Source organism: Arthrobacter sp. KUASC02, assembly GCF_059739395.1.
Genome location: NZ_AP046053.1, coordinates 3,514,899 through 3,528,157, shown reverse-complemented (window position 1 = coordinate 3,528,157; position 13,259 = coordinate 3,514,899). Strand labels below are relative to the sequence as shown.

Here is a 13,259-nt window from a genome sequence, read left to right as displayed (position 1 = left end):
CTGTACGTTCGCGCTTCTGCTGGGGCCGGAAGTGTCCGTTCGCACTCTCACCAAGTGCAGATAAGTTGTGCACAATCTAATTGTGCGATATCGTTTTATTCATGACCGACGCTCCCAGACTCAACGCCCCCCGCCTGAACCGGCAGGTGTGCTTCGCCCTCTACTCCGCGTCGAAGGCAGCCACTGCCGTGTACCGGCCCATGCTGGACCAGCTGGGCCTGACCTATCCGCAGTACCTGGCCATGCTGGTGCTCTGGGAGGAACAGCCCCGCAGTGTCCGCGAGCTGGGGGAGGAGCTGGGCCTGGACTCAGGCACCCTGTCCCCGCTGCTGAAGAGGCTCGAGTCGCTGGGGCTGGTGGAGCGCAGGCGTTCCACCGAGGACGAGCGCCGGGTGGAGGTCTTCCTGACGGACTCCGGTACTGCGCTCAGCGCGCGGGCCAACGCCATTCCGCAGCAGCTCGCAGACGCCGCCGGTTTGTCCGCGGCCGAGCTGGACCAGCTCCGGGAGACCCTGTCGAGGCTCACCGCGGCCCTCCACTCCTATCGCTAACAGATTTCCCCCAACAGAACGGAACCACGTGAAGACTCTTTACACAGCTGAAGCCCTCGCCTCAGGCGAAGGACGGGACGGAAACGCCCGCACCCAAGACGGCAAGCTGGACGTCACCCTCGCCAGCCCGGTGGAACTGGGCGGCAACGGCCAGGGCACCAACCCGGAACAGCTCTTTGCAGCCGGCTACGCCGCGTGCTTCCACTCCGCCCTGCGCCTGGCGGGCCGGAAGGAAAAGGCCGACCTCACCGATTCCGCAGTGGCAGCCAAGATCCACTTCGGCGCACTCGAGGGCGGCGTGGGCTATGGCCTGGCCGCTGAACTCGAAATCGCCCTCCCCGCCCTGGACCTGGCGACGGCGGAGGCCCTCGTGGCCAAAGCGCACCAGATCTGCCCGTACTCAAATGCCACCCGCGGCAACATCAACGTAGACATCAAGATCCTGGAGGTGGCCGCATGAGCGCCAACGCCGCAACCCTTCCCCTCACCACCCGCGAAATCCAGCTGGCGTCCCGCCCGCACGGCCGGCCCGTCCCGGAAAACTTCCGTCTGGCCGAATCCGACCTCCCGGAACTGCAGGACGGCCAGGTGCTGGTCCGCAACCAGTTCATCTCCGTCGATCCCTACATGCGCGGCCGCATGAACGACGTCAAGTCGTATTCGGCGCCGTTTGCGCTGGATGCAGCGCTCGACGGCGGTGCCGTCGGTGAGGTGATCGCGTCCCGTTCCGATGAGCGCAAGGTGGGGGACGTCGTCGTGCATTCCCTCGGCTGGCGTGAATACGCCGTTGTGGACGCTGCGGCCACGTCCCTGGCGCGCACCGACCTGGCCCCGGCGTCAGCGTTCCTCGGCGCCCTGGGCATGACGGGCCTGACGGCGTATGCCGGCCTCCTGAAAGTCGCCGAATTCAAGCCCGGAGAAGTGGTCTTCGTTTCCGGGGCAGCTGGAGCCGTCGGGTCGCTCGTGGGACAGATCGCCAAGGCGATGGGCGCTTCCAAGGTGATCGGCAGTGCAGGATCCCCGGAAAAGGTGGCCCGCCTGCTGGAGCTCGGCTTCGACGCCGCGTTCAACTACAACGACGGCCCGGTGGCCGCGCAGCTCGCGGCGGCTGCCGGGGAACGCGGGATTGACGTGTACTTCGACAACGTCGGCGGTGAACACCTGGAGGCGGCACTGTCCGCGCTCACGGTCGGCGGCCGCGTTGCCATGTGCGGCGCCATTGCGCAGTACAACTCGACGGAACCGACTCCCGCCCCGCGGAACCTCGTGCTGGCCATCGGCAAGCAGCTCACGCTCAAAGGCTTCCTGATCGGCGGCTACTGGCAGCACATGGCCGAGTTCGTGGGCACCGTGTCCGCCTGGGTGGCTGACGGCACCGTCCGCTATGACGAAACGGTGGTGGACGGCCTCGAAAACGCCCCGCAGGCGTTCATGGACCTCCTCGACGGCGCCAACACCGGGAAGATGCTGGTCCGGCTCTAGGAAATGGACATGACTTGCGGTACCGGCTACCGGTAGGTAACAAGTTCTCAACGATCTCCGCGTCCGGGTGCCCCTGTGGTACCCGGACGTGTTCCAGGCCACTACAGTAACTGTCATCAGTGCGCCTCGGCGCAGTGCTGCGAACCCATCAGTGAAAACAGAATTTCAGTGTGGAGCATTCGAAACGGACACTCATTGAACACCCGTCGTAGCGCCTATCTCTTTGTTCCTGGAGGAAAATTGAAGAACTCACTGCGTGCAACCCTCAAGCGCGGTTCAATGACCGGCGTCGCCACCGCCGGGGCGGCAGCTCTCCTGCTGACCGGCTGCGGGGCTGCCCCGGAAGCCGGCAGCAGCGCAAGCGCCACCGCAAGCGACTACACGGGCTGCATCGTGTCCGACTCGGGCGGATTCGACGACCAGTCGTTCAACCAGTCCTCCTACGAAGGCCTGAAGAAGGCTGAGAAGGACCTCGGAATCAAGGTCAACCAGGTCGAATCAAAGACCAACAACGACTTCGAGCCGAACCTCCGCGCCATGGTCACCGCAGGCTGCGACCTGACCGTCACCGTCGGCTTCCTCCTCGGCGACGCCACCAAGGCGCAGGCAACGGCCAACCCGGACAGCCACTTCGCCATCATCGACTTCGGCTACGAGACCCCCATCAGCAACGTCAAGCCGATCATCTACGACACCGCTCAGGCTGCCTTCCTCGCCGGGTACCTGGCTGCAGGCTCCACCAAGACCGGAACAGTGGCCACCTTCGGCGGCATCAAGATCCCCACCGTCACCATCTTCATGGACGGCTACGCCGATGGCGTCAAGTACTACAACGAGAAGAAGGGCAAGGACATCAAGGTCCTTGGCTGGGACAAGGCCAAGCAGGACGGCAGCTTCACCGGTGACTTCGAAAAGCAGGACAAGGGCAAGCAGCTGACCCAAAACTTCCTGGACCAGGGCGCCGACATCGTGATGCCCGTTGCCGGCCCCGTTGGCAAGGGCGCAGGCGCAGCGCTCAAGGAAGCAAAAGCCGCAGGCAAGGACGTCAAGCTCATCTGGGTTGACTCCGACGGCTTCCTGACCGCTCCGGATTACAAGGACCTCATGCTCTCCTCCGTCATGAAGCAGATGGGCGAAGCCGTTGAGACCGTTGTCAAGGAAGACAAGGACGGCAAGTTCAGCAACACGCCGTACGTCGGCACCCTCGCCAACGACGGCGTTCAGCTGGCTCCGTTCCACGCTCTGGAGTCCCAGGTTCCCGCGGAGCTGAAGACCGAACTGGATCAGATCAAGAAGGACATCGTTGACGGCAAGCTGAAGGTCGAGTCGGCAGCGAGCCCGAAGGCCTAACTTCCTCCGCAAAGCGCCACCACCCGGTTGGTCATTGACTTCCGGGCGGTGGCGCTTTTCGTTGGGCGTGAGCTTTTCCGAGGAGCGCTGCCCGCTCCGCCAAGGGCTGCAGGCACTAGGCTGGTGCTGCAGCCACATATCCCGTCCGGGCACATCTTCCGGACGCTTCGAGATTGGTCAGAGTTTTGAAACTTGAACTCAGAGGGATCACCAAACGCTTCGGTTCCCTTATTGCCAACGATCACATCGATGTGGTTGTTGAACCCGGGCAAATTCATTGCCTGCTTGGTGAAAACGGCGCTGGCAAGTCCACGCTGATGAATGTCCTGTACGGACTCTACGAGCCCAGTGAGGGCGAAATCCTGGTGGATGGCAAGGCCGTCACCTTCCGCGGACCGGGCGACGCCATGGCTGCGGGCATCGGCATGGTGCACCAGCACTTCATGCTGGTTCCCGTGTTCACCGTCGCGGAGAACGTGGCGCTCGGCGCAGAAACCACCAAAGCCGGCGGCTTCCTCAACCTGGATGATACCCGCCGCAAAATCAAGGAAATCTCCGACAAATACGGTTTCGACGTCGACCCCGACGCCCTGATCGAGGACCTCCCCGTGGGCGTCCAGCAGCGTGTGGAAATCATCAAGGCACTGGTCCGCGACGCAAAGGTGCTCATCCTCGATGAACCCACTGCCGTGCTGACACCGCAGGACACCGACGAGCTCCTGGACATCATGCGCCAGCTGAAAAGCAACGGCACCTCGATCGTTTTCATCTCGCACAAACTTCGCGAAGTGAAGGCTGTTTCCGACACCATCACGGTCATCCGCCGCGGCAAAGTGGTGGGCACGGCGGATCCCGGCGCGTCCACCACCGAGCTGGCCTCCATGATGGTGGGCCGCGCAGTGAACCTGACCCTGGACAAGGCCCCGGCGAAGCCGCAGGAAACCACGTTCCAGGTCAAGGACCTCACCGTGATCGCGCCCACCGGCCAGCATGTGGTGGACGGCATCAGCTTCGACATCGCCCGCGGCGAAATCCTCGCCGTGGCTGGTGTGCAGGGCAACGGCCAGACAGAACTCACCGAAGCCATCCTTGGCCTGCAGGAACGCTGCCACGGATCGATCCTGCTGGACGGCGAGGAGCTCCTGGGCCATAGCGTCAAGGAAGTACTCCGGGCCGGCGTCGGCTTCGTTCCGGAAGACCGGACCGTTGACGGGCTCATCGGCACCTTCTCCATCGCGGAGAACCTGGTCCTGGACCTCTACGACCAGGCGCCCTACGCCAAGGGCATCAGCATGAGCCCGGCCAGGATCCTGGAGAACGCCAAGTCCAGGATCGACGAGTTCGACGTCAGGACACCGTCCGGGGCGCTGGCCGCGGGAACCCTTTCCGGCGGAAACCAGCAGAAAGTCGTCATGGCCCGGGAGCTGTCCCGGCCGCTGCGACTGTTCATCGCCTCCCAGCCCACCCGCGGCGTGGATGTGGGATCCATCGAGTTCCTGCACAAACGCATCGTGGCTGAACGGGACCAGGGCACTCCGGTGATGATCGTGTCCACCGAACTCGACGAAGTCATCGAACTCGCGGACCGGATCGCAGTGCTTTACAAAGGCAAGCTGGTGGGCATCGTGCCCGCAGGCACCGGCCGCGATGTCCTGGGCCTGATGATGGCGGGACTTTCCCCCGAAAGCGCCCACGCGGACACGGCCCACCCCGGCAGCGCCCACACGCCCGTACAGACTTCCACCTCCGGTGCCGAAGGAGGCGACCATGAGTGAACAGGACCAGCCCAAACACGTGGCTGACGAAAACAAAACGGAAACCCCGGCTACCCGCTCACCGGAGAACGCAGCACCGGAGAACCCAGCACCGGAAACCGCAGCGCCCGGCCCCAAGACGCCGGGCGAAGACGCAGCCGCCGCCACCGCGCTGGACACAGCCGGCGGTGCGATGCAGCCCTCGGCCGTTCCCGTCTCGGCCCAGAGCGGCATTGTTCCGGGCGGTGCGGACACGCTGGTCCGGCGGATCTTCACCGGCAGCGGCATAGTGTCGGTGCTCGCCGTCCTGCTTGCCCTGATCCTGGGCGGACTTCTCATCGCCAGCACTGACAAACAGGTGGGTGCCACCGCGAGCTACCTCTTTGCCCGGCCCTCGGACTTCTTCTCGGCTGTCTGGAACGCTGCGACCCGTTCGTATGTCGCGCTGTTCCAGGGCTCGGTGTTCAATCCCCGCGGCTCCAGTGTCGCGGTGCAGTTTGCTCCGCTGATGGAAACCCTCACCATCGCAACCCCGCTGATCACGGCCGGCCTCGGCGTCGCACTGGCATTCCGCGCAGGCCTGTTCAACATCGGTGCGCAGGGGCAGATCATCATGGCCGGCATCCTCGCCGCCTGGGTCGGCTTTGCCCTGCACCTGCCGCTGGGACTGCACCTGCTGCTGGTCCTCATTGCCGGCATCGTGGGCGGTGCCCTCTGGGGCGGACTCGTGGGCCTGCTGAAGGCCCGCACCGGCGCCCATGAGGTCATCCTGACCATCATGTTCAACTACATCGCCCTGTACTTCCTGCGCTACCTGCTGAACACCCCGGCGTTCCAGCGGCCGGGGGAGTCCAACCCCATCTCGCCGATCCTGGATCCGAGCGCCGTGTATCCGCAGATCCTTGGTACGCAGTACAGGCTCCACCTGGGCTTCCTCCTGGCCATCGCCGCCACCGTTTTTGTCTGGTGGCTGCTCAACCGCTCCACGGTCGGCTTTGAATTCCGCGCCGTCGGGGCCAACCCCAAAGCGGCACTGACCGCGGGCATCAACGTTCCCCGGGCCACGGTCCTGGTCATGGCGATCGCCGGTGCCCTCGCGGGCATGTCAGGCGTGGCGCAGGTCGCGGGAACCGAAAAGGTCCTGACCGACGGCGTTGCGGCAACCTACGGTTTCGATGCCATCACCGTTGCGCTCCTGGGGCGTTCGACGCCGTGGGGCACCTTCGCCGCCGGTCTGCTGTTCGGCGCCTTCCGCGCCGGGGCTGTGCAGATGCAGATCCAGACAGGAACCCCCATCGACATTGTGCTCGTGGTCCAGTCACTGATCGTCCTGTTCATCGCGGCGCCGCCGCTGGTGCGCGCCCTCTTCGGGCTCAATCCCCGCAAGAAGAAGGCCGCAACGGCCGGTAAGTCCAAGAAGGCAGCCACCACCGGAGGTGCAGCATGAGCACAACAGCAACATCGCCCGTTCCGGGAAAGCCGCAGCAAGGCAAACCGCAGCCGGGAACACCGGAGTCGGCCAGGGAGAAAGCCCCCGCGGTTTCGGCAAAGCCCGTGACCTGGAAGGTGCCGGTCCTGCTTGCCGTGCTCGGCGTCGTCGCCTTCATCTTCTTCGGCATCATGGGACCCAACCAGACGGCCAAGTTCGGGATCTCCTCGAGCGGCGATTTCTTCCAGCTTCCAGCCATCGAAGTGCCCGCCTTCCTGGGCGGAATCGTCCTGTCGGTCCTGATGCTGGGCCTGGCCGGCTATGCCGTGTACCTCAAGACGAGGAACGAAGCCTCTCCCGGCTGGCTGCCGATCGTCTTTATCGTGCTGTTCGTGGCAGCGTTCCTGATCTGGGTGGTGGGCGGCGCCCGCACGCCGAGCATTTCGCTTGCCGGGCTCATCGCCGGTTCCGTGACCCTGGCAGTCCCTCTGGTGTTCGGTTCCCTTTCCGGTGTTCTCTGCGAACGCGTCGGCGTTGTCAATATCGCCATTGAGGGCCAGCTGCTCGGCGGTGCATTCACCGCTGCGATGGTGGCCACCCTGACCAAGAGCCCCTTTATCGGGCTGCTGGCAGCGGCCGTGGCCGGCGCCATTGTCTCCATGGTGCTGGCAGTCTTCAGCATCAAATACCTGGTCAACCAGATCATCGTGGGCGTGGTGCTCAACGTCCTGGTCTCCGGCCTGACGGGCTTCCTGTTCAGCACGGTGATGCAGGCCAACAAGGCCCAGTTCAACTCACCGGGCCGGCTGCCCATCATCGACATCCCTGTGCTCTCGAGCATCCCTGTGATCGGCCCCATCCTCTTTAAGCAGTCCGTGGTGGGATACCTGATGTACATTGCCGTCATCGTGGTGTGGATCGGCCTCTTCAAGACCAAATGGGGCCTGCGTGTCCGTGCCGTCGGGGAACACCCCCAGGCCGCGGACACCATGGGCATCAAGGTTAACGCCACCCGCTTCTGGAACGTCACCCTCGGCGGCGCCGTTGCAGGCATCGGCGGTTCCTTCTTCACCCTGGTGGCCATCGACAGTTTCACCAAGGAGATTTCAGGCGGACGCGGCTTCATCGCCCTGGCCGCGCTGATCTTCGGCCGCTGGAACCCGATCGGTGCCTTCTTCGCCGCGCTGCTGTTCGGCTTCGCGGACAACCTGCAGAGCATCGTGACCATTATCGGCACACCCGTTCCGAGCCAGTTCATGGCCATGCTTCCGTACCTGGTGACGGTGCTTGCCGTGGCCGGCCTCGTGGGCCGCTCCAGGCCGCCGGCCGCCAGCGGCATACCGTACGTCAAGGGTTGACGCCGGTGGAACTCAACACGGTGGACTGGGCGGCGCTCGAAGCGGCCGCCGTTTCCGCCATGAAGAACGCGTACGCGCCGTATTCGAAGTTTGCGGTGGGGGCGGCCGCCCTCACCGCGGACGGCCGGATCGTCAGCGGCTGCAACGTGGAAAACGCAAGCTACGGCCTGACCCTTTGTGCCGAATGCGCCCTGGTGGGCAACCTGCACATGACCGGAGGCGGCCAGCTGCGCGCCTTCTACTGCGTGGACGCCGGCGGCAACATCCTGATGCCGTGCGGGCGCTGCCGCCAGCTGCTGTACGAATTCCGGGCGCCCGACATGGAACTCATGACCACGCAGGGAATCAAGACAATGGACCAGGTGCTACCCGATGCCTTTGGTCCCCAACACCTGGAGGAACCCCGGTGACACAGAGTACTAAGACCAACAACAGCAACACTGAAGCGTTCGACGCCGTCGACATCATCCGCATCAAGCGGGACAAGGGCGTCCTGAGCCCGGCCCAGATCGACTGGACCATCGACGCCTACACCCGGGGCGCCATTGCCGACGAGCAGATGGCTGCCTTGAACATGGCCATCCTGCTCAACGGCATGGACCGCGCGGAAATCTCGCGGTGGACCGCTGCGATGATCGCCTCCGGCGAACGGATGGACTTCTCCGCCCTGCGGCGTCCCGACGGCGGCGTGAAGCCGACGTCGGACAAGCATTCCACCGGGGGAGTGGGGGATAAGATCACGCTCCCGCTCGCACCGCTGGTAGCCGTCTTCGGCGTGGCCGTTCCGCAGCTCTCCGGCCGCGGACTCGGCCACACGGGCGGCACCCTGGACAAGCTGGAATCGATCCCGGGTTGGCGTGCGGCACTGAGCAACGACGAAATGATGGCCCAGCTGCAGGACGTCGGAGCCGTGATCTGCGCCGCCGGTGCGGGTCTGGCACCCGCGGACAAGAAGCTCTATGCCCTGCGTGACGTCACGGGAACGGTGGAAGCCATCCCGCTGATTGCGTCGTCCATCATGAGCAAGAAAATCGCCGAAGGCACCGGCTCGCTGGTCCTCGACGTCAAGGTGGGAAGCGGTGCCTTCATGAAGGACGAGGCCCGCGCCCGGGAACTGGCCGAGACCATGGTGGCCCTGGGCAAGGACGCCGGCGTCAACACGGTGGCGCTGCTGACGAACATGAACACGCCTCTGGGCCTCACCGCCGGCAACGCCATCGAGGTGGAGGAATCAGTGGAGGTGCTGGCCGGCGGCGGCCCGGAAGACGTCGTCGAACTGACGGTCCGGCTGGCCGAGGAAATGCTGGCCTGCGCCGGAGTCCACGATGCAGATCCACGCGCCGCGCTCAAGGACGGCCGGGCCATGGATGTGTGGAACCGCATGATCGAGGCGCAGGGCGGGGATCCCCGCGCCAAGCTGCCCGTTGCCAGGGAATCCGAGGTCATCTACGCTCCGGCCGACGGTGTCCTCGTGGAGCTGGATGCCCTGGCGGTGGGCGTTGCCGCCTGGCGGCTGGGTGCAGGCCGCGCCCGCAAGGAGGACCAGGTCCAGGCCGGTGCAGGCGTCAGGCTGCACGCCAAGCCCGGTGCCATGGTCCGTGCCGGAGAACCCCTGATGACGCTGCTGACCGACACACCGGAGAAATTCGGCCGCGCCAAGGAGGCCCTGGAAGGGGCTGTTGTAGTTGCGCCGGAGGGCTCCCGGCCGGCGCAGAAGCTCATCATCGACCGCATCGCCTGATCCCGTGACCCTCCCCGGCCGGCTCCCTTCGGGAGCGCCACGGCCCGCCCGCAGACCGGCCGGGGAGAAAACGGGCGGCCCCGGCCGTTAGGAAACTGTGCAGGCTATCAACGACTTCATTCTCGCGGCGGCGGGGCAGCCCTGGGTACTGTTCCTGGTGCTGGCTTGCTGCGTGATCGACGGGTTCTTCCCGCCGATCCCCAGCGAGTCCGTGGTCGTTGGCCTGGCGGCCGTGGCAGCGACCGCAGACGTCCCCAATCCGTGGCTGCTGATGCTCGTGGCCGCGCTGGGTGCGTTCGGCGGCGACAACATCGCCTACCTGATCGGCCGCAAGGTGGGTACGCGCCGGTGGCGGTGGATGCGCGGGCCGCGAATGCAGACCGCCTTCCACTGGGCCGGGAATGAACTGAGGAAACGGCCGGCGTCCCTGGTGCTCGTGGCCCGCTTTGTTCCGATCGGACGGGTTGCCGTCAACCTGACGGCCGGTGCCACCCATTTCGCGCACCTGCGTTTCGTGGGCCTGACGGTATTGTCCGCAGCCCTGTGGTCCTCGTATTCAGTATCCATCGGGCTGTTTTTCGGGCAGTGGTTCGAAGACAACCACCTGCTGGGCGCCACCATCGCCATCGTCTGCGCGATTCTGCTCGGCATCATCGTGGACATCCTGATCAGCCGCCTCCGCGGCCGGTTGCCGGAGGAACCCGCAGAGGGGACAGCGGCGGGCCCCTGATCCGCTGCGCGGGCCGCCCTGGGCGCCGCCGGGAGACACATGACGGCGGGTGAGCTTTCGCGGCTTTAGCGTAGCGGATTATGCCGCCGCCATGGGACACTAAATAGCGATTTCCGTCACTTTATAGGAGCAGGGCCCCGCGTGGAATTTATCAATGAGGCAGTGCTCCATGCCGCAGGCCAATGGTGGATTTATCCCATCCTGCTGGTGTTCTTTTTTGTGGACGGTTTTGCGATGGTCGTCCCCAGCGAAACACTCATCGTGGCACTGTCGGCGTTTTCACGCCAAAGCGGTGAACCCAACCTCTGGATCCTCGGCGCCACCGCCCTGGTGGGTGCCATCGCCGGAGACAACATGGCCTACATGCTCGGCCGTAAGATCGGGCTTGAACGCTGGCGCTGGATGCGGAAGCCCAAGGTTCAAAAGGTCTTTGCCTGGGCCCACTACGAGCTGGAGAAGCGCGGCGCCGTCCTGATCTTCACAGCCCGATACATCCCCTGGGGCCGTGTGGCGGTCAACTACGTTGCCGGCACCACCGCGTTCCCGCACCGCAGGTTCTTCGTCCTCGATGCCTTTGCCTGCGTCACGTGGGTCGGTTACTCGATCGGGATCGGCCTGCTGGCCAGCTCCTTCCCGCTGCTGCATGACAACCCGCTGCTCGGGGCCGGCATTGCCGTGGTGTTCGCCATCATCCTCGGCGTCATCATCGACCACCTGCTTCGCTGGTGGCACAAGCGTCTGGGCCGCCACGATCATGTGGCATCCGGCCAGGAATCCAGCAAGGAATCAGCGGCAGAACAGGATGCGCGTGCCGAGCGGGAGGCGGTGGTGGAGATCGCGCCGTTGGCCGTTCCCGCCGTCGTCGATGTGGAAACGCGCCGCTGAACCGGCGCCGCCGCCAAAGCTGCCGCTTTCCGGGTGGCGCCGGACGCCGTCCGACCCTAAGGTTGGTACGTGACTGAGCCTATTCTTGACGCTGCCCCTGCCATCGACTTCGACCTCAAGAGCCTCCCCAAGGTATCCCTGCACGACCACCTGGACGGCGGCCTGCGCCCGGCCACCATCATCGAACTTGCCGAAGCCGTGGGGCACACCCTGCCTTCCACCGATCCGGTGGCGCTGGGGGAGTGGTTCCGCGAATCCGCAGACTCCGGCTCCCTGGTCCGCTACCTCGAAACCTTCGACCACACCATCGCCGTGATGCAGACCAAAGAGGGCCTCTTCCGGGTGGCCAAGGAATTCGTGGAAGACCTTGCCGACGACGGCGTCGTGTACGGCGAAGTCCGCTGGGCACCGGAGCAGCACCTGCAGAAGGGCCTGACGCTGGATGAAGTGGTCGAGGCCATCCAGGAAGGGCTCGACGCCGGCGTGGACGCCGTCGCCGAAACCGGCCGGGACATCCAGGTGGGTCAGCTCATCACCGCCATGCGCCACGCCGACCGCGGCCAGGAAATTGCCGAACTGGCCGTCCGCCACCGCAACAACGGGGCCGTGGGCTTCGACATCGCCGGCGCCGAGGACGGGTTCCTGCCGTCCCGCTTCCGTGATGCATTCACATACCTCGCCCAGCACAATTTCCCCGCCACGGTCCACGCCGGCGAGGCAGCAGGCCTGGAAAGCATCCAGTCCGCCCTCGTTGACGGCCGCGCCCTGCGCCTCGGCCACGGCGTGCGCATCGCCGAGGACATCACCGTTGAGTTCGACGACGAGGACGCTGACGCAGAGAGCGATGAAGCCGACGCCAACATCGGGATGGTCACCCTCGGCGAGCTCTCCAGCTGGATCCGCGACCGCGGCATCGCCCTGGAAATCTGCCCGTCCTCCAACCTGCAGACCGGTGCCATCGCCGGGTTCGGCGAAGGCATCGAAAGCCACCCGCTGGACATGCTGTACCAGCTCGGCTTCAACGTCACCATCAACACCGACAACCGACTGATGAGCGGCGTGACCCTCACCGATGAGTTCGAACTGCTGGTGGAGACGTTCGACTACGACCTCGACGACATCCTTGAGCTGACCCTCAACGCCGCCGAGGCCGCTTTCCTGCCGCTGGAGGAAAAGGAAGCACTCGTTGAGTACATCAACGACGCCTACGCCAATCTTGCCTAAGGACGATTCCGTCCCGGTGGCCTCCCTGGTTGCCGTGATCGCCGCCCTCCGGGAGCACTGCCCCTGGATGGGGGCGCTGACCCACGAATCACTGGTGGAGTACCTCCTCGAGGAGGCCTTTGAAGTAGCCGAAACAATCGAAACCGGCGCCGACGAGGCAGAGCTCCGGGGGGAGCTGGGCGACGTCCTGCTCCAGGTGGTCCTCCACGCCCGCCTTGCCGAGGAACGCGGCACTTTCGGTTTCGACGACGTCGTCCGTGGCCTCAGCGCCAAGATGATCCGCCGGAACCCGCACGTGTTCCGGCCCGACGGCTCGCTCCAGGACACTTTCCCGGCCAGTGTGGAGGAAATTGTCCGCACGTGGGACTCCATCAAGCGGGCCGAGAAGCCGGAACGCGGTGATCCTTTCGAGGGAATTCCGCAGGGCCTTCCGGCCCTGGCCCGGGCCCAGAAGTCACTGGACCGGGCGGCGAGGGCGGGCGTCACGACGGCCCCGCCTCTCACCGCGGCAGCTGACTTTGTCAGGAACCTGGACTCCGAGGAGCAGCTCGGCGAGCTGCTGCTCGCCGTCGTGTCCGCTGCCCGGACCAGGGGTTTCGACGCCGAACGCGCCCTCCGCGGGGCAGTTCGGCGGTATCAGGACAGCCACCGCCCCCTTCACCCTTCCACGCCCCGGACGGGATCATGACGTCCGGGTGCTGGATAGGTTTCCGTAACCTGCAACACTCTCGACTACGCTAGTCCCTGACGAGGAC

Annotated in this window: 13 protein-coding genes; all 13 read left to right on the top strand. The window is 65.1% G+C overall.

The window, feature by feature from the left end; genetic code table 11:
- Nucleotides 1-101 precede the first annotated feature (101 nt).
- The 13 genes from AC6JAC_RS16180 to AC6JAC_RS16120 all read left to right on the top strand — a co-directional run bounded on the left by AC6JAC_RS16180 (nt 102) and on the right by AC6JAC_RS16120 (nt 13,192).
- Nucleotides 102-551 carry a MarR family winged helix-turn-helix transcriptional regulator gene (locus AC6JAC_RS16180; RefSeq protein ID WP_028270487.1) on the top strand — a complete coding sequence of 150 codons (450 nt, stop codon included), beginning with the start codon at nt 102-104 and terminating at the stop codon, nt 549-551.
- 28 nt (nt 552-579) lie between these two features.
- A complete protein-coding gene (locus AC6JAC_RS16175) occupies nt 580-1,011 on the top strand; it encodes an organic hydroperoxide resistance protein (RefSeq protein ID WP_497965423.1) in 432 nt (143 codons plus the stop codon).
- A complete protein-coding gene (locus AC6JAC_RS16170; protein WP_497965421.1) occupies nt 1,008-2,033 on the top strand; it encodes an NADP-dependent oxidoreductase in 1,026 nt (341 codons plus the stop codon). Before AC6JAC_RS16175 ends, AC6JAC_RS16170 begins: the two co-directional genes overlap by 4 nt.
- A 240-nt stretch (nt 2,034-2,273) precedes the next feature.
- Nucleotides 2,274-3,383, top strand: a complete 1,110-nt coding sequence (locus tag AC6JAC_RS16165; RefSeq protein WP_028270484.1) for a BMP family lipoprotein — start codon at nt 2,274-2,276, stop codon at nt 3,381-3,383.
- Between the two features lie 185 nt (nt 3,384-3,568).
- Nucleotides 3,569-5,158: an ABC transporter ATP-binding protein gene (locus AC6JAC_RS16160; protein ID WP_497965419.1), complete on the top strand. Its 1,590-nt coding sequence runs from the start codon at nt 3,569-3,571 to the stop codon at nt 5,156-5,158.
- Nucleotides 5,151-6,584, top strand: coding sequence for an ABC transporter permease (locus tag AC6JAC_RS16155; RefSeq protein ID WP_497965417.1), 1,434 nt, complete (start codon nt 5,151-5,153; stop codon nt 6,582-6,584). The genes AC6JAC_RS16160 and AC6JAC_RS16155 overlap by 8 nt, the downstream gene beginning before the upstream one ends.
- Nucleotides 6,581-7,924: an ABC transporter permease gene (locus AC6JAC_RS16150; protein WP_497965415.1), complete on the top strand. Its 1,344-nt coding sequence runs from the start codon at nt 6,581-6,583 to the stop codon at nt 7,922-7,924. Before AC6JAC_RS16155 ends, AC6JAC_RS16150 begins: the two co-directional genes overlap by 4 nt.
- 5 nt (nt 7,925-7,929) lie before the next feature.
- The gene (locus tag AC6JAC_RS16145) at nt 7,930-8,334 is read left to right on the top strand and encodes a cytidine deaminase (protein ID WP_028270480.1); all 405 of its coding nucleotides are present in this window, start codon (nt 7,930-7,932) and stop codon (nt 8,332-8,334) included.
- The gene (locus AC6JAC_RS16140) at nt 8,331-9,665 is read left to right on the top strand and encodes a thymidine phosphorylase (RefSeq protein WP_454697938.1); all 1,335 of its coding nucleotides are present in this window, start codon (nt 8,331-8,333) and stop codon (nt 9,663-9,665) included. The genes AC6JAC_RS16145 and AC6JAC_RS16140 overlap by 4 nt, the downstream gene beginning before the upstream one ends.
- Nucleotides 9,666-9,762: 97 nt before the next feature.
- Nucleotides 9,763-10,395 carry a DedA family protein gene (locus tag AC6JAC_RS16135; protein ID WP_028270478.1) on the top strand — a complete coding sequence of 211 codons (633 nt, stop codon included), beginning with the start codon at nt 9,763-9,765 and terminating at the stop codon, nt 10,393-10,395.
- A gap of 141 nt (nt 10,396-10,536) precedes the next feature.
- Nucleotides 10,537-11,280: a DedA family protein gene (locus tag AC6JAC_RS16130; RefSeq protein ID WP_454697939.1), complete on the top strand. Its 744-nt coding sequence runs from the start codon at nt 10,537-10,539 to the stop codon at nt 11,278-11,280.
- A gap of 69 nt (nt 11,281-11,349) precedes the next feature.
- The gene (locus tag AC6JAC_RS16125; protein ID WP_454697940.1) at nt 11,350-12,504 is read left to right on the top strand and encodes an adenosine deaminase; all 1,155 of its coding nucleotides are present in this window, start codon (nt 11,350-11,352) and stop codon (nt 12,502-12,504) included.
- 67 nt (nt 12,505-12,571) lie between these two features.
- Nucleotides 12,572-13,192, top strand: a complete 621-nt coding sequence (locus AC6JAC_RS16120) for a MazG nucleotide pyrophosphohydrolase domain-containing protein (RefSeq protein ID WP_497966844.1) — start codon at nt 12,572-12,574, stop codon at nt 13,190-13,192.
- Nucleotides 13,193-13,259 lie beyond the last annotated feature (67 nt).

Coding starts and splice junctions, on each gene's coding strand:
- AC6JAC_RS16180 (WP_028270487.1), top strand. CDS start 102: ATGACCGACGCTCCCAGACTCAACGCCCCCCGCCTGAACCGGCAGGTG.
- AC6JAC_RS16150 (WP_497965415.1), top strand. CDS start 6,581: ATGAGCACAACAGCAACATCGCCCGTTCCGGGAAAGCCGCAGCAAGGC.
- AC6JAC_RS16155 (WP_497965417.1), top strand. CDS start 5,151: ATGAGTGAACAGGACCAGCCCAAACACGTGGCTGACGAAAACAAAACG.
- AC6JAC_RS16170 (WP_497965421.1), top strand. CDS start 1,008: ATGAGCGCCAACGCCGCAACCCTTCCCCTCACCACCCGCGAAATCCAG.
- AC6JAC_RS16120 (WP_497966844.1), top strand. CDS start 12,572: ATGGGGGCGCTGACCCACGAATCACTGGTGGAGTACCTCCTCGAGGAG.